Origin of the sequence: Actinospineispora spinosispora DSM 44797 (genome assembly GCF_000429025.1) — a bacterium.
GTDB classification, from domain to species: domain Bacteria; phylum Actinomycetota; class Actinomycetes; order Mycobacteriales; family Pseudonocardiaceae; genus Pseudonocardia; species Pseudonocardia spinosispora.
The window spans coordinates 601042-628013 of record NZ_KE386835.1; the positions used below are offsets into that span (position 1 = coordinate 601042).

General features: G+C 69.0%; 30 protein-coding genes and 1 pseudogene. 14 read left to right on the forward strand and 17 right to left on the reverse strand.

What is annotated here, in order from left to right; genetic code table 11:
- Both G406_RS0136560 and G406_RS0136565 read right to left on the reverse strand, forming a co-directional pair.
- A complete protein-coding gene (locus G406_RS0136560) occupies nt 1-399 on the reverse strand; it encodes a phage holin family protein (RefSeq protein ID WP_037080306.1) in 399 nt (132 codons plus the stop codon).
- Nucleotides 399-1634: a serine hydrolase domain-containing protein gene (locus tag G406_RS0136565; protein WP_028937680.1), complete on the reverse strand. Its 1236-nt coding sequence runs from the start codon at nt 1632-1634 to the stop codon at nt 399-401. The genes G406_RS0136560 and G406_RS0136565 overlap by 1 nt, the downstream gene beginning before the upstream one ends.
- A gap of 72 nt (nt 1635-1706) precedes the next feature.
- On the opposite strand from G406_RS0136565, the gene G406_RS0136570 reads away from it, so the two are divergent.
- Nucleotides 1707-2108, forward strand: coding sequence for a hypothetical protein (locus G406_RS0136570; RefSeq protein WP_028937681.1), 402 nt, complete (start codon nt 1707-1709; stop codon nt 2106-2108).
- A 49-nt stretch (nt 2109-2157) separates the two neighbouring features.
- Here the strand turns inward: G406_RS0136570 and G406_RS0136575 are convergent, their stop codons facing one another.
- Nucleotides 2158-3072 (reverse strand): DMT family transporter, encoded by a 915-nt coding sequence (locus G406_RS0136575; protein ID WP_028937682.1) that lies wholly within the window; start codon nt 3070-3072, stop codon nt 2158-2160.
- A gap of 289 nt (nt 3073-3361) precedes the next feature.
- Here G406_RS0136575 and G406_RS0136580 point away from each other — a divergent pair, with 289 nt between their 5' ends.
- From G406_RS0136580 to G406_RS0136595, 4 genes are all read left to right on the forward strand, one after another.
- Nucleotides 3362-4405 carry a zinc-dependent alcohol dehydrogenase family protein gene (locus G406_RS0136580; RefSeq protein ID WP_028937683.1) on the forward strand — a complete coding sequence of 348 codons (1044 nt, stop codon included), beginning with the start codon at nt 3362-3364 and terminating at the stop codon, nt 4403-4405.
- Between the two features lie 91 nt (nt 4406-4496).
- A complete protein-coding gene (locus G406_RS0136585) occupies nt 4497-4865 on the forward strand; it encodes a nuclear transport factor 2 family protein (RefSeq protein WP_028937684.1) in 369 nt (122 codons plus the stop codon).
- Between the two features lie 810 nt (nt 4866-5675).
- Nucleotides 5676-7115, forward strand: a complete 1440-nt coding sequence (locus tag G406_RS52110; protein WP_064743139.1) for a glucose/sorbosone family PQQ-dependent dehydrogenase — start codon at nt 5676-5678, stop codon at nt 7113-7115.
- A gap of 111 nt (nt 7116-7226) precedes the next feature.
- Nucleotides 7227-8126 (forward strand): helix-turn-helix domain-containing protein, encoded by a 900-nt coding sequence (locus G406_RS0136595; protein ID WP_051343157.1) that lies wholly within the window; start codon nt 7227-7229, stop codon nt 8124-8126.
- On the opposite strand, the gene G406_RS0136600 is transcribed toward G406_RS0136595, so the two are convergent.
- Nucleotides 8113-9510, reverse strand: coding sequence for a purine-cytosine permease family protein (locus G406_RS0136600; protein WP_051343158.1), 1398 nt, complete (start codon nt 9508-9510; stop codon nt 8113-8115). The genes G406_RS0136595 and G406_RS0136600 overlap by 14 nt on opposite strands.
- 73 nt (nt 9511-9583) lie before the next feature.
- Complete coding sequence (locus G406_RS0136605) at nt 9584-10894, reverse strand: MFS transporter (protein ID WP_028937687.1); 1311 nt, start codon at nt 10892-10894, stop codon at nt 9584-9586.
- 75 nt (nt 10895-10969) lie between these two features.
- On the opposite strand from G406_RS0136605, the gene G406_RS58005 reads away from it, so the two are divergent.
- Nucleotides 10970-11128, forward strand: coding sequence for a hypothetical protein (locus G406_RS58005; RefSeq protein ID WP_169736859.1), 159 nt, complete (start codon nt 10970-10972; stop codon nt 11126-11128).
- Between the two features lie 380 nt (nt 11129-11508).
- On the opposite strand, the gene G406_RS0136615 is transcribed toward G406_RS58005, so the two are convergent.
- The gene (locus tag G406_RS0136615; RefSeq protein WP_028937688.1) at nt 11509-12288 is read right to left on the reverse strand and encodes a maleylpyruvate isomerase N-terminal domain-containing protein; all 780 of its coding nucleotides are present in this window, start codon (nt 12286-12288) and stop codon (nt 11509-11511) included.
- 19 nt (nt 12289-12307) lie between these two features.
- Entirely contained in the window at nt 12308-12913 is a 606-nt protein-coding gene (locus tag G406_RS0136620; RefSeq protein WP_245607337.1) for a TetR/AcrR family transcriptional regulator, read from the reverse strand.
- A 79-nt stretch (nt 12914-12992) separates the two neighbouring features.
- On the opposite strand from G406_RS0136620, the gene G406_RS0136625 reads away from it, so the two are divergent.
- On the forward strand, nt 12993-14135 hold the full coding sequence (locus tag G406_RS0136625; RefSeq protein ID WP_028937690.1) for an acyl-CoA dehydrogenase family protein: 1143 nt from the start codon (nt 12993-12995) through the stop codon (nt 14133-14135).
- A gap of 165 nt (nt 14136-14300) precedes the next feature.
- On the opposite strand, the gene G406_RS0136630 is transcribed toward G406_RS0136625, so the two are convergent.
- Nucleotides 14301-14999: a Type 1 glutamine amidotransferase-like domain-containing protein gene (locus G406_RS0136630; RefSeq protein WP_245607338.1), complete on the reverse strand. Its 699-nt coding sequence runs from the start codon at nt 14997-14999 to the stop codon at nt 14301-14303.
- Nucleotides 15000-15043: 44 nt separating this feature from the next.
- On the opposite strand from G406_RS0136630, the gene G406_RS0136635 reads away from it, so the two are divergent.
- Nucleotides 15044-15457 carry a RidA family protein gene (locus G406_RS0136635; RefSeq protein WP_037080311.1) on the forward strand — a complete coding sequence of 138 codons (414 nt, stop codon included), beginning with the start codon at nt 15044-15046 and terminating at the stop codon, nt 15455-15457.
- Here G406_RS0136635 and G406_RS0136640 read toward each other — a convergent pair.
- The 3 genes from G406_RS0136640 to G406_RS52115 form a co-directional block, all read right to left on the reverse strand.
- The gene (locus G406_RS0136640) at nt 15426-15902 is read right to left on the reverse strand and encodes a GNAT family N-acetyltransferase (RefSeq protein WP_245607339.1); all 477 of its coding nucleotides are present in this window, start codon (nt 15900-15902) and stop codon (nt 15426-15428) included. The two genes, G406_RS0136635 and G406_RS0136640, sit on opposite strands and share 32 nt — an antisense overlap.
- 14 nt (nt 15903-15916) lie before the next feature.
- Nucleotides 15917-16117, reverse strand: a complete 201-nt coding sequence (locus tag G406_RS0136645; RefSeq protein ID WP_028937694.1) for a hypothetical protein — start codon at nt 16115-16117, stop codon at nt 15917-15919.
- 71 nt (nt 16118-16188) lie between these two features.
- Nucleotides 16189-17448: an MFS transporter gene (locus G406_RS52115; RefSeq protein ID WP_037080315.1), complete on the reverse strand. Its 1260-nt coding sequence runs from the start codon at nt 17446-17448 to the stop codon at nt 16189-16191.
- A 75-nt stretch (nt 17449-17523) separates the two neighbouring features.
- Between G406_RS52115 and G406_RS52120 the strand changes: the two genes are divergently transcribed.
- A complete protein-coding gene (locus G406_RS52120; RefSeq protein WP_037080318.1) occupies nt 17524-18423 on the forward strand; it encodes a LysR family transcriptional regulator in 900 nt (299 codons plus the stop codon).
- Nucleotides 18424-18750: 327 nt separating this feature from the next.
- Nucleotides 18751-19347, forward strand: a complete 597-nt coding sequence (locus tag G406_RS0136660; RefSeq protein ID WP_028937695.1) for an AAA family ATPase — start codon at nt 18751-18753, stop codon at nt 19345-19347.
- Nucleotides 19348-19350: 3 nt separating this feature from the next.
- Here G406_RS0136660 and G406_RS0136665 read toward each other — a convergent pair whose 3' ends face one another.
- Nucleotides 19351-19752 (reverse strand): nuclear transport factor 2 family protein, encoded by a 402-nt coding sequence (locus G406_RS0136665; protein ID WP_028937696.1) that lies wholly within the window; start codon nt 19750-19752, stop codon nt 19351-19353.
- Between the two features lie 65 nt (nt 19753-19817).
- On the opposite strand from G406_RS0136665, the gene G406_RS52125 reads away from it, so the two are divergent.
- Nucleotides 19818-20516, forward strand: a complete 699-nt coding sequence (locus G406_RS52125; RefSeq protein WP_051343159.1) for an ArsR/SmtB family transcription factor — start codon at nt 19818-19820, stop codon at nt 20514-20516.
- Here G406_RS52125 and G406_RS0136675 read toward each other — a convergent pair.
- On the reverse strand, nt 20500-21651 hold the full coding sequence (locus G406_RS0136675) for an acetyl-CoA C-acetyltransferase (protein ID WP_028937697.1): 1152 nt from the start codon (nt 21649-21651) through the stop codon (nt 20500-20502). The two genes, G406_RS52125 and G406_RS0136675, sit on opposite strands and share 17 nt — an antisense overlap.
- A gap of 94 nt (nt 21652-21745) precedes the next feature.
- On the opposite strand from G406_RS0136675, the gene G406_RS57520 reads away from it, so the two are divergent.
- The gene (locus tag G406_RS57520; RefSeq protein WP_051343160.1) at nt 21746-22351 is read left to right on the forward strand and encodes a hypothetical protein; all 606 of its coding nucleotides are present in this window, start codon (nt 21746-21748) and stop codon (nt 22349-22351) included.
- Here G406_RS57520 and G406_RS0136685 read toward each other — a convergent pair.
- The 3 genes from G406_RS0136685 to G406_RS0136695 form a co-directional block, all read right to left on the reverse strand.
- Nucleotides 22295-23701 (reverse strand): MFS transporter, encoded by a 1407-nt coding sequence (locus tag G406_RS0136685; RefSeq protein WP_028937698.1) that lies wholly within the window; start codon nt 23699-23701, stop codon nt 22295-22297. The genes G406_RS57520 and G406_RS0136685 overlap by 57 nt on opposite strands.
- A 41-nt stretch (nt 23702-23742) precedes the next feature.
- A complete protein-coding gene (locus G406_RS0136690) occupies nt 23743-24075 on the reverse strand; it encodes a hypothetical protein (RefSeq protein WP_156935336.1) in 333 nt (110 codons plus the stop codon).
- A 105-nt stretch (nt 24076-24180) separates the two neighbouring features.
- The gene (locus G406_RS0136695; RefSeq protein WP_028937700.1) at nt 24181-24552 is read right to left on the reverse strand and encodes an FKBP-type peptidyl-prolyl cis-trans isomerase; all 372 of its coding nucleotides are present in this window, start codon (nt 24550-24552) and stop codon (nt 24181-24183) included.
- Nucleotides 24553-25069: 517 nt separating this feature from the next.
- Here G406_RS0136695 and G406_RS59480 point away from each other — a divergent pair.
- The gene (locus tag G406_RS59480) at nt 25070-25759 is read left to right on the forward strand and encodes a transglycosylase family protein (RefSeq protein ID WP_281172599.1); all 690 of its coding nucleotides are present in this window, start codon (nt 25070-25072) and stop codon (nt 25757-25759) included.
- A gap of 359 nt (nt 25760-26118) precedes the next feature.
- Complete coding sequence (locus tag G406_RS0136710) at nt 26119-26742, forward strand: LysE family translocator (protein WP_281172600.1); 624 nt, start codon at nt 26119-26121, stop codon at nt 26740-26742.
- 23 nt (nt 26743-26765) lie between these two features.
- Here the strand turns inward: G406_RS0136710 and G406_RS58010 are convergent.
- Nucleotides 26766-26972 (reverse strand): annotated as a pseudogene (locus tag G406_RS58010) (hypothetical protein); the annotation flags it as partial.

The window sequence follows — 26972 nt, forward strand, 5'->3', positions numbered from 1 at the left end:
TCAGCCGAGCCCGCCCTTCTGGTCGAACCGGTCCGGGATGACCAGGTGCAGGATGAATCCGACGATCGCCATCACGATCGCACCGAAGAACGCCGCGACGAAGCCACTCACCTCGAACGGCAGCCCGACCTGGTCGGCGATCCAGCCGACCAGCAGGAACAGCAGCGCGTTGACGATCAACCCGATCAGCCCGAGGGTCAGCAGGTAGAACGCACAGCCGATCGTCTTGATGACCGGCTTGATCACGGCGTTGACCAGGCCGAAGATGACCGCCACGAGCACCAGCGTGCCGATCCAGGTGCCCTGGTCGGACCCGCCGACCGCGATGCCGGGGATCACCAGCGTGCAGACCCACAGCGCGATCGCGTTGACGACGACCTTGAGTACGAGCGCCAGCATCAGTCCACCACCGCCTGGTAGACCAGCGTGCGCAGCTGCGATCTGATCGGGTGCGTACTGGACGGCAGCAGCTGGGTGAAGAACAGCGCGGTCAGCTCCTCGGCGGGATCGACCCAGAACGCGGTGCTCGCCGCGCCACCCCAGGCGAACTCTCCGGGGCTGCTGAGCACCTTGCCCTCGGCCGCGTCGATGACGACGGAGAATCCCAGACCGAACCCGGTGCCGAGCAGCGGGGATTCGGCGAACAGCGGGCGGCCGAACTCCTCCAGGTCGGCGCCGCCGGGCAGGTGGTTCTGCGTCATGTAGTCGACCGTGCGGCTGCCCAGCAGACGGGTGCCGTCCAGCTCGCCGCCGTTCAGCAGCATCTGGGTGAAGCGGTGGTAGTCGGCGGCGGTGGACACCAGGCCGCCACCACCGGACAGGCAGGTCGGCGGGGTCAGCACGGCGTCGCCCATCGCCTTGTTCCGGATGAACCGGCCGGTCTGCGGGTTCGGGCTGTACAGCGCGGCGAGCCGCTCGACGTTCTGTTCGGACACCGAGAAGGACGTGTCGGTCATGCCGAGCGGTTCGAGGATCCGCTGGGCGAAGAACTCGTCGAGAGACTGCCCGGAGGCGACCTCGACGACGCGGCCCAGCACGTCGGTCGAGACCGAGTAGTTCCATTCGGCGCTGGGCTGGAACGCCAGCGGCATGCCGGCCCACGCGTCGCAGGCGCCGGCGAGGTCGACCCCCTTGGGAACGCCCCACTCGTAGCCGTGCGCGCGGTAGATCGCGTCGGTCGGGTGTGTGTGGTGGAAGCCGTAGGTCAGGCCCGAGGTGTGGGTCAGCAGGTGCCAGACCCGCATCGGCTCGGTGATCGGCACGGTCACCGGCTTCATCGCCGAGCCCTTGATGTACACCCGGCCAGCGCCGAACGCCGGGATGTAGCGGCTGACCGGGTCGTTCAGCTCGATCAGACCCTCTTCGACCAGCATCATCACCGCGACCGAGGTGATCGGCTTGGTCATCGAGTAGATGCGCCACAGCGTGTCGGCCTGGACCGGCAGGTCGGCCTCGGCGTCACGCTGGCCGTGCATGCCGACGTGCGCGATCTTGCCGCCCCTGGTCACCACCGCCGACCAGCCGGCCAACCGGCCGTCCTCGACGTAACGCTGGAAGTGTCGGTCGATCCGGGACAGCCGATCGGCGTCCAGCCCGACCTCACTCGGATCGATCTCCGGTGTCAGCTCAGCCACGAATCCGGACACTACATCCGCCAGGTGACAACGCGCTGAATTCACTCGGTCCGAGTGCGCTAAGTTGCGGGCGTGGCGACCACATGGCTTGATCTCATCGGTTACGTCCGGGTGCGGTACGAGATCTTCCAGCAGACCGACCGGACCCTGCGCTTCCACCTCCCTACGGAGGGCGACCGCACGCAACGGGTCGCGGTGCACCACCTGGATCCCGAGGGCACGTCGGACGAGTCCGGCTGGATCATGATCGAGTCCGCGATCGCCAAGGCCGACGACGTCGACCTGCGTCGGCTGCTGGAGCTGGCCGGCAAGTCGGTCGTCGGTGGCGTGGTGATCGCCGACGGCGTCGCGCTGTTCCGGCACTCGGCCAGCCTGTCCGACATGTCGCTCGGCGGCTTCGACCAGCCGTTCCAGCTGGTCGTGAAGGGCGCGGACGCCCTCGAACACGAACTCACCGGCGAAGACCGTTTCTAACCCGTGAGTGGCGAGTGGTCCTATAGGACCACTCGCCACTCACGGGGTTTTACCTGCGCAGACCTGCGACCAGGACCGCGAGGCACAGCAGGCCGGCGCCCACCGCCTCGACGAGGGTCAGGTGTTCGCCGAGCACCAGAACGCCCAGCAGCGTCGCGGTGACCGGTTCGAGGACCGCGACGACCGCCGCCGAGCTCGCGCTCACGCCGCGTTGCAGCCCGAGGAAGAACAGCGCGTAGGCCAGCGCCGTCGGGATCCAGGCGAAGTAGAGCAGTAGGCCCACCGACGCCGTGTCCGGCGCGAACCCCATTCCCACGGTCGGCACGCTGACGGCGGTGAGCAGCACCGCGCCGACGGTGAAGCCGTAGCCGACCGTCGCGCGAGCGTCCAACCCCGGTACGGGCCGCCTGGTGACCAGCGTCAACGCGGCGAACCCTGCCGCCGAGACGACCGCGAGCACGGCTCCGAGCAGCAACCCCGCGCCAGCGCCGTCGCCGGGCACGCCGACGAGCAGACCGAGGCCGAGCAGCGCGAGCGCGATGGCGGTCAGTGACCCTGTGCTCGGTCGTCGCCGCTGCTGCACAGTCTCCGCGACGATCACCAGTACCGGCGCCGAACCGAGGGTGATCAGAGTGGCCACCGCGACGTTGGTGAACGCCACAGCGGCGAAGTAGCAGGCCTGGTACAGCGCGCTCAGCGCCCCGACGGCCAGGACCCGCACCGAGGCGGACCGGCCGAGCCGGGGCAACCGGCCGAGGCAGGCCAACGCGACCAGCAGCGAGAGCCCGCCGCCGAGGAGCCGGTAGGTGGCGATGGCCAGCGGGTCGAGCCCGGCGACCTTGCCGAGCAGCGCGCCGGTCAGGCCGCCGGTGCCCCACAGCAGGCCGGCGCCGACGACGCACCAGAGGTCACGGGCGGAGGTGGACGGGCGCGCGACGGCGCCGGAAGAACAGGACGTGGACATGCATGCTCCTGCGACAGGAATGAACGGATGGTCGCGGAAGCGGGCGCACCGAAGGCCGAGCCACGGCATGGGAAGCCGGAAACGAACGCGGAGTCAGACCGCGCCGAGGGTGATGAGCCCGCTCAGGAGGCGGGCGGCGGAGTGATCGGGAAGCACCGGTGCACGGACCGCACGCTACCCCGCCGCCGGGTGGCGATGCGAACACCTTTTCGCAGGATGAGACGACCGACCCGGTCGCATGCGGCCACCGTGAGCTACATCACCTCACGAGCGCATTGGAGAGTCCGAGATGAAGGCGCTGGTCTATCACGGTCCCGGCCAGAAATCCTGGGACGAGGTCCCGGACCCGACGGTGTCCGAACCCACCGACGTCATCGTCCAGATCGACACGACCACGATCTGCGGCACCGACCTGCACATCCTCAAGGGCGACGTGCCCGCGGTGACGCCCGGCAGGCTGCTCGGTCACGAAGCCGTGGCGACGGTCGTGGCCACCGGTTCGGCGGTGAACTCGCTCGCGGAGGGCGACCGGATCCTGGTGCCCGCGATCACCTCGTGCGGCCGGTGCGCGAACTGCAAGCGCGCGATGCCCAGCCACTGCCTGACCGTGGGCGGCGTCGGCTGGATCTTCGGCCATCTGATCGACGGCACGCAGGCCGAGTACACCCGGGTGCCCTATGCCGAGACAAGCGTCCACCGGCTGCCGAGTGGTGTCACCGATGTCCAGGCGCTGTTCCTCGCCGACATCCTGCCCACCGGTTACGAGGTGGGAATCCGCAACGGGCAGGTCAAACCGGGTGACACGGTCGCCGTGGTCGGGGCCGGACCGGTCGGGCTCGCCGCGATCATGACCGCCGGGCTGCACGGCGCGAGCCGGGTCGTCGCCATCGACAAGGTCGCGTCGCGGCTCGAACACGCGAAGCAGTTCGGCGCCGGGTACACGATCAACGCCGACGACGACGTGGACGCCGCGCTGGCCGAGCTGACCGACGGCCAGGGCGTCGACGTGGCGATCGAGGCGGTCGGCGTCCCGGAGACGTTCGAGACGTGCGCGCGGATCGTCCGGCCCGGCGGCGTGATCGCCAACATCGGCGTGCACGGCGCGCCCGCGACACTGCACCTCGAGGAGCTCTGGATCAAGAACATCACCATCACGACCGGCCTGGTCGACACGGTCACCGTGCCGATGCTGCTGTCACTGGTCCGGGACGGCCGGCTGCCCGCGGAGATGTTCGGCACGCACGAGTTCGCGCTGGGCGCGATCCTCGACGCCTACGACGTGTTCGCCAACGCCGGCGAGCACAACGCACTGAAGGTGGTCCTCAAGCGCTGATCCCATTACCTCTGAGGGAATCGATTTGCCTCACCATGGCTGCCAACCTGGTGTCACCCGCAAGACGACGGACGACGCCAGGGAGGCAGCCATGAGCACCGATCTTCAGAACCTTGCCGAGCGCTACATCGACGTGTGGAACGAAACCGACCCGGCCGCGCGCCGATCGAAGATCGACGAGCTGTACAGCGCCGAGGCCGGCTACACGGACCCGCTGGTCGACGCCCGGGGAGTCGAGGCGATCGACACGACGATCGCGGCCGTCCAGCAACAGTTCGCCGGACTGGTGTTCAGCCTCGCGGGCCCGGTCGACGCCCACCACAACACCGCGCGCTTCCAGTGGAACCTGGGCGCGCCCGGCGCGGAGGAGCCTCTGGTGGTCGGCTTCGACGTGGCGGTCGCGGAGAACGGCAAGCTCGCGGCCGTCTACGGCTTCCTGGACAAGGTTCCTGCCTCGTGAGCTTGCGCGGGGGTTGCATCCCCGCTGGCCATCCAGTGTCTTGGCGTGGCCGCCCGCTATCAACCCCCGGCTGACGCCGGCCTCGCGCTGGCTCCTGGTTGCGCGGGTTCGGGGGCGAGGTTTCAGGGTTGACAGCGGGCGGCCACGCCAAGTGCTTTGCCAGGATCGCGGGGGAAGGGGAGCTCTGCGGCGCTGTTGTTGGTCACGGCTGCGCCGCGCCCCCCACGGTCTCCGGGTGACCACACTCGTTCTGTGCGCGTGCTCGGGGCTCAAGATCACCCCACCAGTAACACCAGCCCCATCGCGGCCAACTTTGCACGTCTACGTGCTGCGTCGCACATGTCCGGACATGTGCGACGCAGCACGTAGGTGTGCAAAGTCGACGCTGACGCCCCATCAGTCACACGAGCAACACCGAGGCGACCACAAAGCGACCACAGAGACTCATGGGACTACGCGCAACGCGCGAGGGCGCAGCCCAATGCGCAAAGAAAGCGCCATCGGCCCGCCACCACCAACGGCATGCACGCACACCACCCCCATCCCCGCGATCCTGGCTAAGCACTTGGCGTGGCCGCCCGCTGTCAACCCTGAAACCTCGCCCCCGAACTACGCGCAACCAGGAGCCTGCGCGAGGCCGGCGTCAGCCGGGGGTTGAGAGCGGGCGGCCACGCCAAGCACACTGAAAGCCAGCGGGGATGCCACCCCTTCCGAAGCTGCAAGGACCCCCGAAAGACGAAAGAGTGGTGTGGATCACCAGCGCCCGTACTAGGGTCGGAGGCTCTCAGCCCGTCCTCAGGGGGATCCGACGTGAAGCGGACGTTGACACTGGTGGCCTGTGCCGGTCTGGTCGCGGCGTGCTCGACCACGCCCGCACCGCCGCCGCCCACCGCCAAGCCGGACATCCCGAGCGCCGGCGCCGCCGCGCTGGGACCGCCGCCGACGATGAAGGTGCTGGCCAGCGGGCTGTCCAACCCGTGGGAGCTGACCTGGGGGCCGGACAACTTCCTCTGGGCGACGGAGAAGACCGGCAAGCAGATCCAGCGGATCAACCCGGCGGACGGCGCGAAGTCCGTCGTGCTGGCCATCCCCGAGGTCTCCGCGAGCGGTGCGCAGGACGGGCTGCTCGGGTTGGCGTTCGCACCGGGTTCGGTGTTCGTCGCCTACGACTACGACGCCGATCCCGCCCCTCCGGTGAACCTGCGCGGCAAGATCGTCCGTTACGCCTACGACCAGGCGGGCGCGAAGCTGAGCAATCCGGTCGACGTCATGACCGACCTCCCCGCGAGCGAGGACCACAACGCCGGCCGGCTCGTGGTGAGCGCCGGCAAGCTGTACTACTCGATCGGCGACCAGGGCAACAACCAGTTCGACCGCGCGTGCGTCCCGATCCGGGCGCAGGACCTGCCGACCGACGCGCAGGTCGCGGCCAAGGACTGGAGCACCTACGTCGGCAAGACGCTGCGGATGAACTTCGACGGCACCGTCCCGACGGACAACCCGCAGATCAAGGGCGTGCGCAGCCACGTCTTCACCTACGGCCACCGCAACCCGCAGGGTCTCGCGGCCGGCCCCGACGGCAAGCTCTTCTCCGACGAGCACGGCCCGAAGAGCGACGACGAGATCAACCTGCTGCGCCCCGGCGGCAACTACGGCTGGCCGCTCGTCGCCGGGTTCCGTGACGAGCAGTCCTACCGTTACTCGAACTGGTCGGCGGCGCCCGGCTGCGCGGGACTGGAGTACGACGACTACGACGTGCCCGCCTCGGTGCCGAAGGGTCCGGGCGAGCTGCAGTGGAGCGACCCGACCTACACCGAACCACTCAAGACGATCTACACCGTGCCCACCGGACACAACTTCCGGGATCCGGCGTGCGGCGAGGAGTTCGACCTGTGCTGGCCGTCGATCGCGCCGTCCAGCCTCGACTACGTGCCCGCCGACAATGCGCCCAACCCGGCGCTGGCCAACGCGCTCCTGGTGCCGAGCCTGAAGAACGGCGCCGTCTACGTGCTGAAACTGACCCAGGACGGCGGCTCCGTACAGGGCGACGTCCTGCAGTTGTTCCGGACCCGCAACCGCTACCGCGATGTGGCGCTGAGCCCGGACCACACCAAGATTTACGTGGCGACCGACAGCGAGGGCAAGGCCGGTCCGCAGTCCGGCTCGGTCACCGGTGACCTGGACAATCCTGGGTCGATCCTGGAGTTCGCGCTGAACGTCCCGGGCGCCGCACCGAAGCCGGGAGGCTGACCGCCCACTCACCGGGGAGAACCTTCGATTCCATACCCCGAAGTCTGGTTATCAGATATCCTTTCCCTCACGCCGTCGCACATGGGGGGCGCGTTGGGAGTGGACACGGCCATGAGCGTGAATCGGAACAGCACCCTTCCCCCGATCGACCAGCCACCACGACGCGGCGGGCCGACGGTGCTGCGCATCATGCTCGGCGCCCGGCTGCGCAGGCTGCGTGAGTCGAAGGAGATCACCCGGCAGGCGGCCGGGCACACGATCCGCGCATCCGAGGCCAAGATGAGTCGCCTCGAGCTGGGCCGGGTCGGGTACAAGCTGCGTGACATCGCCGACCTGCTCACCCTGTACGGCGTCGTCGACGAGCGTCAGCGGGAGGGGTTCCTCTCGCTCGCCGACCAGGCGAACTCGCACGGCTGGTGGCACAAGTACAGCGACGTGCTCCCGCAGTGGTTCGAGCTGTACGTCGGGCTCGAGCAGGCCGCGGCGGTGATCCGCACCTACCAGGCGCAGTTCGTCCCCGGCCTGTTCCAGACCGAGCCGTACAGCCGGGCGGTCGCGCTACTCGGCCACCCCCGGCCGCGGAGCACCGACGCCGACCTGCGGGTCGACCTGCGCATGGCCAGGCAGGAGCTGCTGATCAGGCCCGAAGCACCGAGGGTCAGAGCGGTGCTCGACGAGGCGGCGTTGCGCAGGCCGGTCGGCGGCCCTGCCGTCATGCGCGATCAGCTGCGCAGGCTCATCGAGCTCAGCGAGCTGCCGAACGTGACACTGCAGGTGGCCTCCTTCCTCGCGGGTGGCCACGCGGCCGCCGGTGGGTCGTTCAGCATCCTGAGCTTCGCCGATCCGGAGCTGCCCGACGTCGCGTACATGGAGCAGCTGACCAGCGCGGTATACCTGGACAAGAGCGGCGACCTGGACAGCTACCTGCTGGTGATGGACCAGCTGTGCGCGGAGGCCGCGTCCCCTCAGGAGACGCGGCACCTGCTGAGCACGATCCTCAAGGAGAGCTGACCAGCGCCGCCGTCGTGCGACGCATCGCCACCAGGTAGAGCGCACCGGACACCATCACACCGATCACCCAGGACACGTCCCCGCCGTGCAACGCGCGGGCGATCGGCCCGGTGTAGACGTCGTTGGACATGAACGGCACCTGCGCGGCGAAGCCGACCAGGTACGCGCTGATCCCGGCGGCGCTGAGCCGGCCGTAGATGCCGTTCGGCTGGTAGATCGCGTCGACGTCGTAGCGGCCCTTGCGGATCAGGTAGTAGTCGACGAGGTTGATCGCGGTCCACGGACTCATCAAGGCCAGGACCAGCACCAGGAACGTCTCGAACGTGTCCAGGAGGTTGTCCTTGTACAGGAACCCCAGGTAGGTCGACAGCACCGCGACCGGCAGCAGATAGGCCAGCCGCAGCGCGAGGCCGCCGCTGAAGCGCCGGCGGAAGGTCGTCACGAACGTCAGCGAGGACATGTACGCGCCGTAGATGTTGAGCGCGTTGATGCTGAAGACCCCGAGGATCAGCGCGAGGTAGGTGATCGCGGTGAACCAGCTGCCCGCGCCGCTGGCCACGGTCCCGATCGCGGCGACCGGCCCGCCGGTGAACTGCTGCTGCAACGCCGCGCCGAACACCATCAGCCAGGCGCCGCTCACCCCGACCCCGGCGTAGGTGTACCAGAACACGCTGCGGACCGACGTGCTCTCCGGCAGGTACCGGGCGTAGTCGGCGACGTACGGCGCGAAGCCCAGCTGCGACACCGCGGGGACCGAGATGGCCAGCAGGAACGGTCCGAGCGCGAAGCCGCTGGTCGGGTTCGCCATCGGAGCGCCACCGTGGTGCGCCGACACCAACAGGACACTCAACACCAGGAAGACGGCGGCGACGAGGTAGGACAGGTAGCGCTCGAACCGGTGGATGAGGTTGTAGCCGAAGATCGCCACCAGCGTACTGAGCACGGACAGCACGATGATCCCGGCGCTGAGCGGCAGACCCGTCAACGCAGTCAGGGCCTGGGCGCCCAGCACCACACCGGCGGCGTAAAAGCCGAGGTACATGACCACCACGAAGATCAGCGGGAAGGCCGCGCCGTAGTACCCGAACTGTGCCCGGCTCTGGATCATCTGCGGCAGCCCCAGGTGCGGCCCCTGCGCGGAGTGGCTGGCCATGAACAGCGTGCCGACCAGCACGCCGATCACGATGCCCACGACGGTCCACCCGAGGCTCAGCCCCGAGGCGACGGTCGCCGCGCCCGCCGCCACGACGGGCAGCTCCATGTTCGCGCCGAACCACACGTACATGAGGTCCGACGGTTTACCGTGCCGCAGCTCGTGCGGAATGAACTCGATGCTGCGCTTCTCGACCAGGAAGTCCGGCCGCTCGCCTCTCGCTTCACCCATCCGAGGAGCATAATGTCCGATTGTCAACAATGCTTGCTGAATCAGTATCCTGTTTCAGGGTTCATGATCGCGCCTACCGCTCCACGGGGGTGGCTCCGAGGCCGTCGGTGAAGTCGGCGTCGCGGGTCTCCTTCAGGAACAACAGGCAGACCAGACACAACGCGGCCACACCGATCAGGTACCACGAGATCCCGGTCGTGGAGCCGGTCCGCTTCAACACCTCGGTGGCGATCAGCGGGCTGACCCCGCCGCCGATGATGCCCGCCGCGCTGTAGGCGAACGACGAACCGGAGTAGCGATAACGCACCCGGAACAGCTCGGGGAAGTAGGCGCCCATCGGCCCGTACAGCAGTGCGAAGCACACCAGACCGACGACCATGCCCACACCCATCAGCAGCGGGTTCCTGGTCTGCAGCAACCAGAACAGCGGGAACGCCCACACCGCCGCGGCGACCGCGGCGGCGATGCACAGCTTCTTTCGACCGAGCCGGTCGGACAGGACCGCGAACCACAGCGTCGCCGCACCCATGACGGCCGACGCGATGATCGCCAGCACCAGCATGGTCGTGTTCGAGACGTGCAACGTGGCCGTCCCGTAGGACAACGAGAACACGGTGACCGTGTAGAACATCGTGAACGCCAGGATGAACGACAGCGTCGCCAGCACGAGCACACCGAGCTGGTTACGCAGCAGGTCGACGAACGGAATCCTGACCTGCTCCTGAGCCTCCAGCGCCGCCTGGAACACCGGCGTCTCGGCGATCTTCATCCGGATGTAGTAGCCGACGCCCAGCAGCACCGCCGAGGCGAGGAACGGGATGCGCCAACCCCACAGCTCGAACGACTCCGCACTCATCCCGGCGTTCAACAGCAGGTACAGCGCATTGCCCAGGATGAACCCGACAGCCGGCCCGAGCTGCGGGAACGCCGAGTAGAGCCCCCGCTTGCCCGGCGGCGCGTACTCGGTGGCCAGCAGCACCGCGCCGCCCCACTCGCCGCCCAGCCCGATGCCCTGCAGGAAACGCAGCACGGCGAGAAGGATGGGCGCCGCAACGCCGATCGTCGCGAACGACGGCACCAGTCCGATCGCCACCGTCGACAAGCCCATGACCAGCAACGATGTGATCAGCATCCGTTTGCGGCCGAGCCGGTCGCCGAAGTGCCCGAACAGGATCGCGCCGAGCGGACGCGCGACGAACCCGACCGCGAACGTCACCAGCGCGAGCAACGTTCCCGCTGTCGGCGAGAACTTCGGGAAGAACAGTTTGCCGAACACGAGCGCCGCGGCCGTGCCGTAGATGTAGAAGTCGTAGAACTCGATCGCGGTCCCGATGAAGCTCGCCACCGCGATCCTGTTGCGCGACGGTGCTGCGCTGGTGCTCATGGCGCGAATACTCTCAACTGGGCCGGGATCCCGCGCGCTGATCGAGTCCGGTTAAGGAACCTTTACACTCTCGCCATGCCCGAGAACGAGGATGTCCAGCCGGAGCCGGAAGAGCCGTCGCAGGGCGGCGAGCACGAGTTACCCGACGGCGCCCCGGTGCACCCGCTCATCGACCTGACCAGGGACCCCACGCCAGGCAAGCCCGACCACGCGCGGCCGGACGACGAGTCTTAAGGCTGGTCTTTTTGGGCCTGTTTCGCGCGGAGTTTTTCTGTGACCACCCCGGCTCACGTAAACGCTCGCTGGGGTACTCCCAGAAAAACAAGCTCCTTCGTCGCCGAGCGCGCGCTTGTGGTCACCCTGTGAGCCGCCGTCCGGCCTGAGGGCGTGGTTGCGGACATTCACTACGCCGGCCTTCGCCGGAACTCCTTCGGAGACTCGCGGAGCCGAGTTAGCCGTAGCCCGGTTTGCCGTGGCCCGGTTTGCCGCGGCCCGGAGTGCTGGCGGGCGGCTTCACGGCATGTGTGTGGCTCAAGTCACATGAGCCCAACTCAACGAGCCCGGCCACGGTCATAACCAGTGGTCGGGCGAGCGAAGGGGGTTCGCCCGGCCGCTCAGACCACGTTCATCGAGTCGAGCAGCCGGCCGCCGAGCTCGGGGTCGCCGGTGATCTTCACGTCCGACTCGCGCCAGGGCGTGCGCGCCGTGGCCCAGCCCGGGAAGTCGATGCCGGTTCCGACGATCTGCGCGGCACCCTCCGCCGCGCCGGGGGCGATCGAGCCGTCCGGCGCGACCAGCCAGTGGCCGCCACCGGGACCGCTCAGGTTGATCGAGATAGGCCGGTCCAGCCAAGCGGGGCGCGCGGCACGCAGCTGGTTGCTGAGCACCGCGAACATCCACTCCAGCACGACCGCCATGCGCAGCTCGTCGCTGCTGGGCGCCGGCCGGCCGAGCGCCGGCGCGATGTCGTGGCGCAGATGGGTGTGCTGGTCGAACACGAACGCCGAGTTGAGCAGCACGGCCGCCGGGAACCGGCCGAGCTCGCCGAGCGGCATCGGGATCCGGGCGATCGGTGTGCGGGCGACGATTCCGGACATCACCGCGAGCCGCTTGCCCCACGTCTCCAGCTCGCCGAGCACCTTGAGCGGTTCCCAGTCGCGCCGCTTGTCGACGTACACGTCGTTGGTCCGCTCGATGTCCTTGCTGGTCATCAGCGAGATCGACGCCGGCGTGAAGATCGCGTGACAGCTCGCGGCCAGGTGTGCGACGACGTCCTGGATCCGCCAGCCGGGCGCGCCGCTCGGCGAGCGCCACTCCTCGTCGGACAGCTGACGGCAGAACCCCACGACCTCCGCGCACTCGCGTCGCAGAGCGGTTGTCCGATCCAGGCTCATGACACCCCCGTTGGTGTTTCTAACGAGGTGTCAACTTAGCGCTGAGGCCGTGCAGGACCAACTCGGCCAGCTGCTGGTACGCCTCTGCGTCGGCCAGGCCGGTCGCCTCCGCCACCTGGCGTTGCTGGATGCGGACCATGACCGTGGTGATCGCGTCCGCGACGAACGCCGCGTGCACGTCGCGGAACGCCCCCGCCGCCACACCGGCGTCGATCAGCTCGGTCACCCGCCGCGCCGCGGCTCGGGTGTTGCGCTCGTACACCTCGCCGGCGGGCGGGAACTCCGCGAGATCGGTGTAGAAGGCCGCCGAGGCGGGCGCCAGCTCGGCGGACACCGCGCGCAGATAGGTGACGATCCGCTCGGCCGGCTCGTCGTGACCGGCGACGGCACCCTCGACCCGTTCCGTCGCGCCACGGAAGAAGTGCACGACAGCGGCCCGCACCAGCTGTTCCTTGCTGCCGGCGAGCGCGTACAGGGTCCGCTTCGAACAGCGGAGACGAGCAGCCAGATCGTCCAGCGTGAAGTGTCCGAAACCCTCCGCCAGCAGCAACGCGACGAGCTCGTCGAAGAGCTCCGCGCGGCGCGCGGCTCCGCGCCGGACACCATCCACCGAGGTCTGGCTCACCTACCCATCCTCACATCCGGCCCGATCAGCTATCGTTAACGGTACTGACGTACCGCTGATAGTACCGTTTGGAGTCGTCGTGCCGGTCGATCGGATGCTGCCCACCACCGAGGCGGAAGACCTCATCGCACTCACCCGCGACCTGGCCGACAAGGAGCTGGCCACCAGGGTCGACGAGCACGAGCGCGCCGAGACCTACCCGGACGGCCTGTTCTCCACGCTCGGCGAAGCCGGCCTGCTGTCGCTGCCCTACCCGGAACAGTTCGGCGGCGGCGACCAGCCGTACGAGGTGTACCTGCAGGTTCTCGAGGAACTGGCCGCGCGCTGGGCCGCCGTCGCGGTCGCCGTCAGCGTGCACAGCCTGTCGTGTTTCCCGATGGCGACCTTCGGCACCGAGGCCCAGCAGCAACGGTGGCTGCCGGAAATGCTCGGCGGCACGACCGTCGGCGGCTACAGCCTGTCCGAGCCGCAGGCCGGTTCGGACGCCGCCGCGCTGCGCTGCAAGGCGGAACGCACCGAGGCCGGTTACCGCATCACCGGCACCAAGGCGTGGATCACCCACGGCGGCAAGGCCGACTTCTACTCGCTGTTCGCCCGCACCGGCGAGGGCAGCCGGGGTATCTCCTGCTTCCTGGCGCCGGGCAGCGCCGAGGGGCTGTCGTTCGGCAAGCCCGAGGAGAAGATGGGCCTGCACGCGATCCCCACGACGGTCGCCAACTGGGACGGCGCGGTCCTCGACTCGGAGCGGCTCATCGGCAAGGAAGGCCAAGGTCTGCAGATCGCGTTCAGCGCGCTCGACTCAGGCCGGCTCGGCATCGCGGCCTGCGCGACCGGTCTCGCCCAGGCAGCGCTGGACGCGGCGATCGAGTACGCGGGTGAACGCGAGACGTTCGGCCGCAAGATCGCCGACCACCAGGGCCTCGGGTTCCTGCTCGCCGACATGGCCGCCGCCGTCGACTCCGCCCGCGCCACCTACCTGGACGCGGCCCGACGCCGCGACGCGGGTCGCCCGTACAGCCGCCAGGCCAGCGTGGCGAAGCTGATCGCCACCGATGCCGCCATGAAGGTCACCACCGACGCCGTGCAGGTCTTCGGCGGCTACGGCTACACGCGCGACTTCCCGGTCGAGCGCTACATGCGCGAGGCCAAGATCATGCAGATCTTCGAGGGCACGAACCAGATCCAGCGCCTGGTCATCAGCCGGGGTCTGGTCAAGAGCTGACAGGTTTCTGGCGGGCCTCCTCGCGTCGCGGGAACGGCTTCCGCCCGACCTCGCAGACCTTCTGGCTCACCTCGCAGACGTTCGTGTTGCGTCGCAGACGCTGCAGTGTCTGCGACGCGACATGAAGCTCCGCGAAGTCACCCAAACCCCCTCCCGGACACCGCGCTAGAGCTGCGTCGCGGTTATCGGGGTCTCCTCCGCGCGCCCGTCACGCTGCTCCACCCGGTAGGTGGTGGCCGAGGCGCGCTCGGACACCGCGCAGCGCAGGGTCCCATCCACGAAGTGCAGCGCGGCGCCGTCATCGGCGGCGTAACCCGGGGCGAGCGTGCCCTCGGCGATCGCCTGACGGTAGGCCGGGCGACGGCCCGGCTCGCCGTCGTAGTGCGGGCAGAACGAGCCCTCCACCCAGCCGAGGCCGTCCGGCAGCGGGCACAGCGGTCCGTACGAGTCGGTGATGCCGCCCTCGAACCAGCACAGACCGCCCGCGCTCAAGCCGGTCAGCACCAGTGGGCCCGCGTGCGCACGCTCGCGCAATGCCTGGTCCAGGCCGTGCAGCCGCCACACCGCCAGCAGGTTCGCCGTCGACCCGCCGCCGACGTAGACGATGTCGACCGCGTCGAGCCGTTCGGCGAGCGTCCGGTCGTCCCGTTGGAACAGGCTCAGGTCGGTGGTCTCGCAGGGCAACGGACCGAACGCGGTGTGGAAGCGTTCGACGTAGCCGACGGCGTCGCCCGTGGCGGTCCCCACGAAGCACACGGTGGGCTTCGGTTCCGCCACCAGCGACAGGACGTACTCGTCGAGCGGGCTCGCTCCCTCGTTCATGGAGAACCCGCCGCCGCCCATCGCCACCACGTGTGTCGTCACAAACTCGATTGTGCCGTCGCCTTGCGTCTCGGCACGATGGCGGAGTGATCAATCGGGTCGAGACCGGCGAGCTGCATCCCACGTCCGGCTATCACCACGTGACCATCGTCGAGCCTTCGCGCACGGTGTACTTAGCCGGGCAGATGCCGATGGACGAGACCGGCGAGGTGGTCGTGGGCGTCGGCGATCTCGACGCCCAGGTCGACCGGACGGTCCTCAACACCCAGCGGGCGCTCACCGTCGCCGGGGCGCGACCGGAGGACGTCGTCCGGTCCGTGGTCTACGTGGTGGGCACCGATCCGATGTTCCTGGCCCGGGCGTGGCATCGCTTCGCCGAGTCGGCGATCGGCGCGGCGTTCACCTCGGCCAGCACGCTGCTCGGGGTCGCCGCGCTCGGTTATCCCGACCAGCTGGTGGAGCTGGAGCTCACGGCGTCGCTGCCGTCAGCGTCTTCGTGAAGTAGACGCGCTGGTAGCCGTCCTGCTCGCCGCGATGGGTCTCGCGGTAGCCGCGCCGGGGGTAGTAGTCGAGGTTCTCCGTCATGGCGGCGTTGGTGTACAGCCGGACCTCGTCGTGGCCGAGCCGGTGAGCCTCCCGCTCGGCCAGCTCCAGCAGCAGCGCACCCACCCCACGCCCCTGCGCCTCCGGACCGACCGCGATGTTGTCCAGCAGCAGATGGTCGGGGCGGTCGAGGAGGACCAGCAGCCCGAGCATCTGATCCGCGGCCTGGGCCACCCAGACCGTGCCGCGCGAGATCAGGTCCGGGTAGTCGGCGGTCATCGGCGCGGGCGAACGGCCGATCCGGGACGTGTAGTGCTCGTAGGCGTCATGCGCGATGCGCGCGACCGAATCGACGTCGGTCGGTAGGGCGATTCTCGTCGTGATCAGCGCGTGATCGGTCACGGAAAGTGAGGTTACTAGCCGATCCGATAATGATCATTGGCCTCGTCCTGCACAGCCATCGCAAGCGCGATTCCGGCGAACGCGACGATAGCGCCGATCATCAGGAATACGAACCCGATCGCGGCAGACACCCAGCTAGGGCCCTCGGAGACGTCGACACCGGCAAGAACTAGCGCCATGACGACGCTCCAGATCCACATCGACCGGAATGCCATGCGGGACAGTCTCACCCCTGAAACGGCAATCGTCAAAGGTTTCGTTGTGGGCTCATACCGAATGCATAGTTTTACTGTGCGCAAACATTCTCGGTCACCGGAACCGGCGTCGGAGCCGGCACGCGGCGCAGCACCAGGCCGAGCGCGCTCGCGCCGAGCAGCAGCACCGTCACGTAGCAGACCAGACCGAGCCAACCCGCGTGGTCGAAGGCGATCCCACCGAGCGAACCACCGACGCTGCTGCCCAGGTAGTAGGCGAACAGGTACAGCGACGAGGCCTGCGCCGGCGAGCCGCCGGGCAGCATCGAGGCCCGCCTGCCGACCCAGCTGCTGGCCACCGAGTGGGCGCCGAAGAAGCCGACCGTCACCAGCAGCAGGCCGAGCAGCACGGTGGGCAGCCAGCTCGGGTCGGTCACCCAGATACCGGCGACCGCGACCAGCGCCGCGACCCAGAGCATGCGCCGCCTGCCGAGACGGTCCGCGAGCCGGCCCGCGACCGTCGACGCCCAGGAACCGGCGAGGTAGGCGAAGAAGATCAGTCCGGCCAGCGCCGGCGTGAGCGAGAACGGCGGGGCTATCAGCCGGAAACCCAGGTAGTTGTAGACCGTCACGAACGCGCCCATGAGCAGGAACCCGACGCCGAACAGGCAGCGCATCCCGGGATCGCGCAGGTGAGACCGCATCGGGCCGGCCAGGTCGCGCAACCGGATCCGGTCCGGGTCCAGCGCCATCGTCGGAGGCAGCAGTAGCCGGAACACGACGGTGCAGATCAGCGACAGCACCCCGATCACCGCGAGGGCGAGCCGCCAGCCGCCGAAGTCGGCGACCGCGCCGGCGATCAGCCGGCCGGACAGACCGCCGATCGTGTTGCCCGCGATCAGCATGCCCATGGCGCCGCCCAGCCAGCGTGGCGCGACCTCCCTGGTCACGTGCGACATCGCCAGGGCGGGCAGCGCGGCGAGCGCCACCCCCTGCAGTGCGCGGATGGCGACCAGCGCGGGAAAGTTCGGCGCGAGCGGCGCCAGCAGCCCGAGCACGGCCGAGCTGGCCAAGGCCCAGGTCATCACGCGTGCCCGGCCCCACGACTCGGCGACCGAGGACAGCGGGATGACGGCGAGCGCCAGAGCAGCGGTCGTCGAGGACAGCACGAGGCTGGAGGTCGTCGAGGACACGTGGAACTGCACCGCCAGGATCGGGAGCAGCCCCTGCACGCAGTAGACCAGCACGAAGGTGGCGAGTCCCGCGCACCAGAGCGCGGCGGCGAGACGTCGGTAGGCCACCGTGCCGCGCTCGTGACCCGCGAAGACTTCCTGTGCCGAACTCGTTTCCATAGCTAACTACAGTAGGTACCGATCATAGATGCGTCCAATGCATGATTTTGGCCAAGTTGATGCGAAAATGAATCGGTGACGATCGACGAGCTCGAGTGGTATGTCGTACTGGCCGAGACCGAACACATGACCGAGGCCGCGGCACAGCTCAACGTCACGCAACCGACCCTGTCCCGCTCGCTCGCTCGGCTGGAGCACCGCCTCGGCACGCCGCTGTTCGACCGGGTCAACCGGCGGCTACGACTCAACCGCTACGGCGAGATCCTCCTCGAACACGCCCGCCGGTGCGTGTCCGAGCTGAACACGGCCAGCGACCGCATCACGAACCTGATCGACCCGGACCGAGGAACGGTGCGGCTGGCGTTCCTGCACTCGGTGGCCATCTGGCTGGTGCCCGAACTGCTGCGCCGCTACCGGACCGAGGTGCCCGGCGTGCGGTTCGAGCTGCGCCAGGCGCCCGGTCACGAGATCCTCGCCGACCTGAGCAGCGGCACGGTCGATCTCGCCGTGACCAGCCCTCGGCCCGACGGTTCGGACACCGACTGGACCCCACTGCTGCGCGAACAGCTGTGCCTCGCGGTCCCGTTGGGACATCGGCTCGAGACTCGGGAGAGCGCCGCGCTCACCGAGGTCCGCGACGAGCCGTTCGTGGCACTGCGCCGAGGGTTCGGCATGCGCGAGCTGAGTGACGAGCTGTGCGCCGCCGCCGGTTTCACCCCGGAAATCACCTTCGAGAGCACCGAGATCCCGTCGATGGAAGGCCTGGTCGCCGCGGGTCTCGGGGTCGCCATCACCCCGAGACCCCGTGCCCATCGCGCGACGCCGGAGGTTCGCTACCTGAGCCTCACCGACGACCGCGCCTACCGCGACATCGGTCTGGTCTCGATCCGGGGACGCCCGCTGCCCCCCGTGGCGGAACGCTTCGCGAACTTCGTGCAGGCTTTTGGGCCTGTTCCGCGCGATGTTTTTCTGTGACCACCCCGGGAGCCGCCCTGGCAGCTGGGCGGTTTGGTCGCCGACATTCACTACGCCGGCCTTCGCCGGAACTCCTACGGAGACTCGCGGAGCCGGCTCAGCCGTTGCCCGGATGGGCCGCCTCGTCGGAACCCTTCGAAGTCTCGCCGAGCCCGCTTGGGGACGCTCCTGTTCAGGGCGTTCAGGTGAGGCGCCTTCGGCGGTGCCGTAAGTGGGGGTTCTGGCCGTCGGCGGTGTTTGCGCTGGTCAGTCGTCGTGAGTGGCGAGTGGTCCTATGGGACCACTCGCCACTCACGGGTGTTGTGGGTGGGTGGGTACCTTGGGTGGGTGTTGATCTGGATCAACGGGCCGTTCGGGGTCGGGAAGACCCAGACCGCGTTCGAGCTGCACCGGCGGTTGCCGGGCAGTGTCGTGTGTGATCCGGAGAACGTCGGCTACGGGCTGCACCGCACGATGCCGGCGGCGCTGCGCAGCGACTTCCAGGACCTCTCCTCGTGGCGCCATGGTGTTCACGAGGTTCTGAGCCTGGTGTTGCGCGGCCACCAGGGACCGGTCATCGCGCCCATGACGCTCGTCGTGCCCCGGTACTTCGCCGAGATCGTCGGCAGGCTGCGGGAGGACGGCCACGACGTCCGGCACTTCGCGCTGCTCGCCGAACGGGCCACCGTGCTCGACCGGTTGCGGCGTCGCAGCCGGCTCGGCCTGACCGTCGACACCTTCGCGGAGGGCAAGCTCGACGGGTGCCTCGACCAGCTTCACCGGCCCGAGTTCGCCGAGCACATCCGCACCGACGACCTCACGGTGGCGCAGGTGGCCGGCCGGGTCGCGGACTCGGCCGGCCTGTCGCTCACCTCGCCCGACGGGCCGGTGCTCGGCCGGCTGCGGCGCAGCGTTGTCGGCCTGCGCCACATCCGGATCGGCTGACCGTCAGCGGGAGTGCTCGCCGCTGCTGAGCATCCCGACACCCACCCAGCCCCAGTAGACGCGGTGGCGCCTGATCAGGCCGTCCTCGATCTCCATCATCTCGATGATGTCCATCTGGTCGCCGTCCGGCGACTGTCTCGGGTACTCCCAGGTCAGGCGGGTGCCGTCGGTCAGCGGGGCGTTGCGGAAACGGCGCCGCTTCGCGGGCTGGTTGGCAAACACCTTCGCGACGAAGCCGCGCAGGTTCTCCCGTCCGCGCACGATGCCCTCCTCGCCGCCGAGCAGGTGGCGGACGAGCGGGCTCTCCAGCGTGGCGTCCGGGTGGTAGAGGGCCATGGCGGCGTCGAGGTCCTTCGCGCCGAGGGCGGTGTCCCACGCCTCGACGATGTGCTCTGTCTTCTGCATGTCGGCAACGCTATGGCCGCGAAACTTCGTCAGCGGACTAAACGTCGACGCGCGACACTGGGGCCATGGTGGGAGACCGCGATCTGGCGCCGATCGCCGCACTGCTCGGTGATCCGGCGAGGGCCGCGATGCTGACCGCACTGGCCGGCGGCCAGGCGCTTCCCGCCGGTGAGCTGGCCCGGCGCGCCGGCATCAAGGCCGCGACGGCGACCGTGCACCTGCGCAAGCTCATCGACGGCGGGTTGGTGCGAGTACGGGCGCAGGGCAGGCACCGCTACCACGAGCTGGCCGGACCCGAGGTCGCCACGGCTCTGGAAGCGCTGGCCCAGCTCGCCCCGGCGGCACCGGTACGGTCGTTGCGCGCGCATCGAGCCGCTGCCGGACTCACCGAAGCGCGAACCTGCTACGACCACCTCGCCGGCCGCCGAGGCGTCGAGCTGCGCGACCGCCTGCTCGACGCGGGCGCACTGACCCTCCTCGATGACCGCGATCACCGACTGACCGACGAGGGCACCGAGCTGGTCACCGCGCTGGGCATCGACGCCCGCCGGCTGGGGAGCGGCCGACGGGTGTTCGCGCGCAGCTGCAACGACTGGACCGACCGGCGCCCGCACCTGGCGGGCGCACTGCCGGCGGCACTCACCGCACGGCTGCTGGAGCTGGGCTGGCTGTCCCGAGGTACCGGTCGCGGCCTGAAGGTGTCCCCCGACTACGACCGGCGCCTCGACGACTGGCTGGTGCCCCGGATCAGAGCCGTTCGATGATCGTCACGTTGGCCTGGCCGCCGCCCTCACACATCGTCTGCAGGCCGTAGCGGCCCCCGGTGCGCTCCAGCTCGTGCAGCATGGTGATCATCAGACGGGCGCCAGAGGCGCCCAGCGGGTGGCCCAGCGCGATCGCGCCGCCGTTCGGGTTGACCTTGTCCGGGTCGGCGCCGGTCTCCTTCAGCCAGGCCTGCACGACCGAGGCGAACGCCTCGTTGACCTCCATGACATCCATCTCGCCGATGGACAGGCCGGTGCGCTTGAGCGCGTACTCGGTCGCCGGGATCGGTGCGGTGAGCACCCAGGTCGGGTCCGCGCCACGCGCCGACATGTGGTGAATGCGCGCGCGAGGCGTGAGCCCGTGTACGCGCACCGCCTCCTCGGAGGCGATCATCAGTGCCGCCGCGCCGTCGGAGATCTGGCTGGACACCGCGGCGGTGAGCCGGCCGCCCTCACTGAGCGGCTTCAGCCCGGCCATCTTCTCCGGTGTCGTGTCCGCACGCGGGCCCTCGTCGGCGGTGACCTCGCCGTACGCGACGATCTCGCGGTCGAAGCGACCCTCGGCGATCGCGTGCAGCGCACGCTGGTGGCTCTGGTAGCCGAACTGTTCCATCTGCTCGCGGCTGATGTCCCACTTCTCCGCGATCATCTCGGCACCGCGGAACTGGGAGATCTCGGCGTTGCCGTACCGGGCGACCCAACCCTCGCTGCCGCTCCACGGGTCGTCGTCGCCGAACGCCTGACCGGCGTAGAAGCCGGACATGATCGGGTAGCGGCTCATGTTCTGCACACCGCCGGCGATCACCAGGTCCGCCGAACCGGACTGCACGGCCTGCGCGGCGAAGCTGACCGCCTGCTGGCTGGACCCGCACTGCCGGTCGACCGTGACACCCGGGACGTGCTCGGGCAGGCCCGCGACCAGCGCACACGTGCGGGCGATGTCACCGGCCTGCGCGCCGATCGTGTCCAGACACCCGTAGACGACGTCCTCGATGGCTCCGGGGTCGACACCGGTGCGCTTCACCAGCTCGCGGATCGGGTGCGCACCGAGGTCCGCCGGGTGCGCACCGGACAGGCCGCCCTTGCGCCGGCCCACCGGGGTCCGGACTGCCTCGACGATGTACGCCTGCGGCATGGCTGATCTCCCTCATCGATCCACGGTTTCTTATTGAAATTAAAATAAGCTACCGCTGAGACGTCGTCAACCTCCCCCTAGGTAGCGTGGTTGAGTGCGCAACATTTCCGTCTGGCCTCTCGCCACCGCCGTGGCACTGGCGTTGTTGGCCGGCTGCGGTACGTCCGCTCCGCCCGCACCCGCGCCGGCCGCACCCCCTCCCCCGGCGCCGCCGCCCGCGGTCGCGCCACCCGTCGTCACCCCGCCACCGCCCGCACCTCCCGCGCCCGCGCCGAAGCAGCTGCGGATCTGGCTGACCGGTTACTCGTGGCAGGACAACACCCCGCCGGGGTCCTCGATCGTCGGCGAACCGGTGCTGCATCACGAGGCGGGCGGTTCGGGCACGTTCGAGGACCCGATCACCGTCGCCGTGCCCGGCCACCAGGGCGCGATGGACTGGGCACCCGGCACGAAGTTCTACCTACCGAGCGTGCAGCGCTACGTGATCGTCGAGGACTCCGGGGCGACCGGGGCGCCGGCGGGTACGGACACGCACCTGGACATGTGGATCGGCGGCCAGGGCGGCACGCGGGGTGCGACGGACGACTGCGAGTCGCGCCTGACCAGCTGGCACGCGCCCGCCCAGCTGAACCCGCCTGCGGGCCTACCCGTGCTGGCCGGCCCGGTCTACGCCGCCGGCCGGTGCAATATCCCCGGCTGAGCGCCGGAACAGCAGCAGCACGCAGACCGTGGCCAGCGCGGCCATGACACCGAGGCACAGGCACACGGTGTGCAGCGCGGTGGTGAATCCGGCTCCGACGAGCCGGTCGCCGGTGAGTCCCGCGAGGAGCGCGCCGACCGCCGCGATCCCGACGGTCTCGGTGGCCAGCCGCGCGGTGTTGAACACACCGGAGGCCATGCCCGACTGTTCGGGTCGCACGCTGCTGATCGCCAGCCCGTCCAACAGCCCGGTGGACAGCCCGAACCCCATGCCGGTCAGCAGCAGGGGCACTGCCAGCCGCGATGCGGTGCTGTCCGGGCCGATCGTCATCAACAGCAGCGCGCCGACCCCGGTGACGGCGACCGAACCGGAGACCAGCACGGCCTTCGGCAGTCGCTTGGCGAGTAGTGCTCCCACCGAGGGGAGCACGACGCTCGGCCCGGTCAGCATCAGCATCCACACACCGGCTCGCCCCGGCCCGAGGCCGACGACCGAGATCAGGTAGGTCGGCAGGTACACCAGGAGCGGGATCAGCACGAACACGATCGCGCCGGTCGCCACCGAGAGCGCGAGGAATCCGGGGTCGAGAAGCAGCCTGAGCTCCAGCAGCGGATCCTCGGCGCGCCGTTCCACGAACGGGAACGCCACGACGAGCAGCACCACCAGCGCGAACGCGACGAGGACCGTCGGACTGGCGAACCCAAGGTCCGGCCCCTCGACGAGCGCGAAGATCAGCAACAGTAGGGCCGAGGTGAACACGACCGCGCCGGTGACGTCGATCGAGCGCCCCGGTTCGCCTCGTCCGATCGGGAGAACCGGAACCGCCACGAGCGCCACGGCGGCCAGCGCCGCCGGTACCCCGAACACGGCGGGCCAGCCGCGCCACTCCATGAGCAGGCCGCTGATCGTCGGCCCGAACGCCAGCCCGGTGCCGATCATCGTTCCGAGCAGGCTGAACGCCCTGGTGCGCGCCGCGCCCTCGAAGGTCAGCGCCAGGATCAGGCCGCCGCCGGTCACCGCGGCGGCGGCTCCGATGCCACCCAGCGCGCGCAGCACGTTGAGCAGCAGGATGTCGTGGGCCAGTGCGCTCGCGGCGGAGGTGACACAGAACAGCGTCAGCCCGACCACGAAGATCCGCCGCCGACCGAGCACGTCGGCCAGCGAACCGGTCACGACGAGGAACGCCGCGAAACAGGCGTTGTAGCCGTTGACCACCCATTGCGTGGCCGCGAGGTCAGCGCCGAGATCGGTGCCGATCTCCGGCATCGCCAACGAGGCGCCGGTGATCGTCAGTGGAAAGCTGAAGGTCGAGAACAGGACCACCGCAAGGATCAGCGCACGTCTGAGCACTGATCACATGCTAATTCACCAGCCGCGCCCAGGCGCGTGAGTTACTCGTCGGAGTCGCTGGAGCCACTCGCGCTGTCGGAGTCCGAGTCCGAGTCTGAGTCGGACGAGCGCTCGTCGGACTTCTTCACCTTCTGCGACTTGTCGGCCTTCTTGTCCGAGTGCGGGTACTGCGGCGTCACGTCGGCCGGGAGGTGCGGGACGATCATGTCCCCGCCGTCACCGCAGTCGCCGGGAAGCGGCGAGGCGCAGGCCTGAGCGGTGGGCGCCGGGTCCGAGTCGTCGTTCGAGTCGGCGGCGAAGGCGACTCCGCCGACGGCCAGGCTCGTGCTGGCGACGATCAGGACGGTCAGCAGGGTGCGGCGGGCGCGGCTCATCGGTTTCCTTCGGTTGTCCAGCAACTCCTCGTGGACAACGAGCCAGGAGCTCCCGAGTTGCCACACCCGCCACAACCTTCACGAGAACGGGTGGGCTCGGGCGTGTCAGACCGAGACGAGGTCGCAGACGAAGATCAGGGTCTCGCCGGGGGCGATCGCACCCGGGGCACCCCGGTCGCCGTAGGCCAGGTTCGGCGGGATGACCAGCTGGCGACGGCCGCCGACCTTCATGCCCTGCACACCCTGGTCCCACCCGGAGATGACCTGACCGACACCGAGCTTGAAGGGCAGCGGCGTGCCCCGGTTCCAGCTGGCGTCGAACTCCTCGCCGGTCGACCATGCGACGCCGACGTAGTGCACCTTGACCGTGTCGCCGGCCTTGGCCTCGGCGCCGTCGCCCACCCAGACATCGGTGATCTGCAGTTCGGCGGGCGGCTCGCCACCGGGGAAGTCGATCTCAGGCTTGCCATTGCTCATGGTTCGGCACCCTACCGACGCTCAGCCGCTGGCCACGGTGAGGTGGTCGCTGGCTCTTCCGGACCCATCACGACCTCGACCGCCTCGGGCAATGCGGTCCTGCTGCGTGGCGGCACCCGGCTCGCTCGTGCGGTGTCAGGCGACGCCTCGCCCACATCAGTCGCCACGGCACCCGGGCACACCGAGCTGATCGTGACCCAGAGCCACGACTCCGCGCGGACGTCCATCGCCGGGATCGACGCAGCCGCCGCGCCCCCCGGCGGACTCTTCTCGACGCAGAAACTACAGGTCAGAGGACCTATCTGTCCGGAAGCGCTGACCACGACGAAACGCGTCCGGTGGGCAACCGATCAAGACTGTGCGTAACACGCCGCCCACTGACTGTTGCGTCGTATCTCGGTTCGGTTACGCTGTGCCAGAATTCCCCGCCGGCTCGGTTCGCGCTCCCCCAGCACCATGCGGATCGACCAGGCCACTCAAAGCTCGAGCATGATGTCCGTCGTGTGTCTGGAGTCCCATGTCTGGTCGGCACCGCAAGCCCACTAACACCGCGTTACGCCTCGCCCGCGTCGGCGCGCTGACCGTGATGGCTGCGTCCCCGCTGGTCTTCACCGGCTCGGCGATGGCATCACCGCTCTCGGACGACGACGACTCGACCGGCTCGATGTACGCCGTGGACGACGGCTACGCCTCGACCTGGTCCGACGACGACGATGACGACTACTCGTCGAGCTCCGCCTCACGCAGGCACTCCTACGACGACGACGATGCGGTCAGCACGTACCGCAATCACGACAACGTTCGTTCGAAGGCCCGCGAAGCATCCGCGTCGAAGCGCAGCGAAGCCTCCGCCACCAAGCGCCGCGCGAGCGCATCGGCGGCATCCGAGCGCCGTTCCGCCACCGCGAAGCGCCGCGAGGCGACGTCCGCCGCCTACTCCAGCTCGTCGAGCCGGACCCAGGACGCCAAGTGGGACAGGCTGGCGAAGTGCGAAAGCACCCAGAACTGGGACGCCAACACCGGCAACGGCTACCGGGGCGGCCTGCAGTTCACCGACTCGACGTGGCGCTCCTACGGCGGCCAGAAGTACGCCCGCTCCGCCGACCAGGCCAGCCGTGAAGAGCAGATTGCGGTAGCCAAGAAGGTCCAGAGCGAGCAGGGCTGGAACGCCTGGCCCAGCTGCAGCAAGAAGCTCGGATACGCTTGACCTCTGGCCTGTTCCCGCGCGCCATCGTCGCGGCTCGCCTGACGGCTCGCTGCCTCGGGATTCTTTTCCTCGCGGACCCCTTCGGGGCCCACTCTGAAAAGAACGTCGCCTTCGGCGACGCGCGCGCTTGTGGTCACCCTGAGAGCCGCCACTCAGGCACTACCCGCCTTCGGCGGAACCCCTTCGGGTGCCTTGCGGGGTCACCTGTGCACCGTGCCTCACTGCCTGGCCGGCGCGGGGTGAGGTGGCTGAGTTCGGCAGTGTCGTCTTGGTTGTTCAGGCGTTCGCCCTCCTGAAATGGGCCGCGAGAGGGGCGTCTCTTGTGCGATTCTGCGGGTGTGTTGACTGGTGTGCAGTTGGTGCCGTTTCTGGTTGGGTCTGTACTCATCACCCTGGCGCCGGGGGCTGACATGGCGCTGGTCACCCGGCAGGTGCTCGTGGGTGGGCGAGGGCTGGCTCAGCGGACCATCCTGGGCAATGTTCTCGGGTTGTTGGTCCACAGCGCCGCGTTGGCCGCGGGATTGTCCGCTCTGCTCGTGGCGTCGGCAGGTGCCTACACGTTCGTGAAGCTCGCCGGCGCCTGTTACCTCGGATATCTCGGGGTCAAGACCCTCATGGACGCTCGACGCCGCCCCCATGTCGACGCCCTGGGTGATGCGCCCGTGCTGACGGTCGGGGCGACGCCGCCGCGCAGACCGATTCTCCAGGGGCTGGTCAGTACCGTCTTCAATCCGAAGCCTGCGCTGTTCTTCCTGACGTTCCTGCCACAGTTCGTCGACCGGGACTCGCCGGTGCTCCCCCAGACCCTCACGCTCGCGGCCATCCACGTGGCGATCGGTCTCGTGTGGCTGTCCGTCTACGCCTGGATGGTGCACCGGGCGCGTGGCGTTCTCACCGCGCCGAAAATTCGGCTGTGGTTGGAACGCACGACCGGGATGGTGCTCATCGCGTTCGGCATTCGGGTAGCCATCGAGCGCCGCTGACCGGTTCCCCGCTGGGGAACCCGTCAGAACGGCGGGTCGTCGCCCGGTGTGGAGGGTGGTGGGGTGATGATCGGGTCGCCCCGGGTCCGGTAGGTCTGGCCGAATGGGCTGGTCCACCGGAACTCGCCCGGTGTCGGTTGTTGGAGGCGCCATCGGCCTCGGGTTTTGAGGTCGTGGTCGTGGGCGCAGAGTTGGCCGCCGTTGGTGTCGGTGGTGGGGCCGCCGTGGTG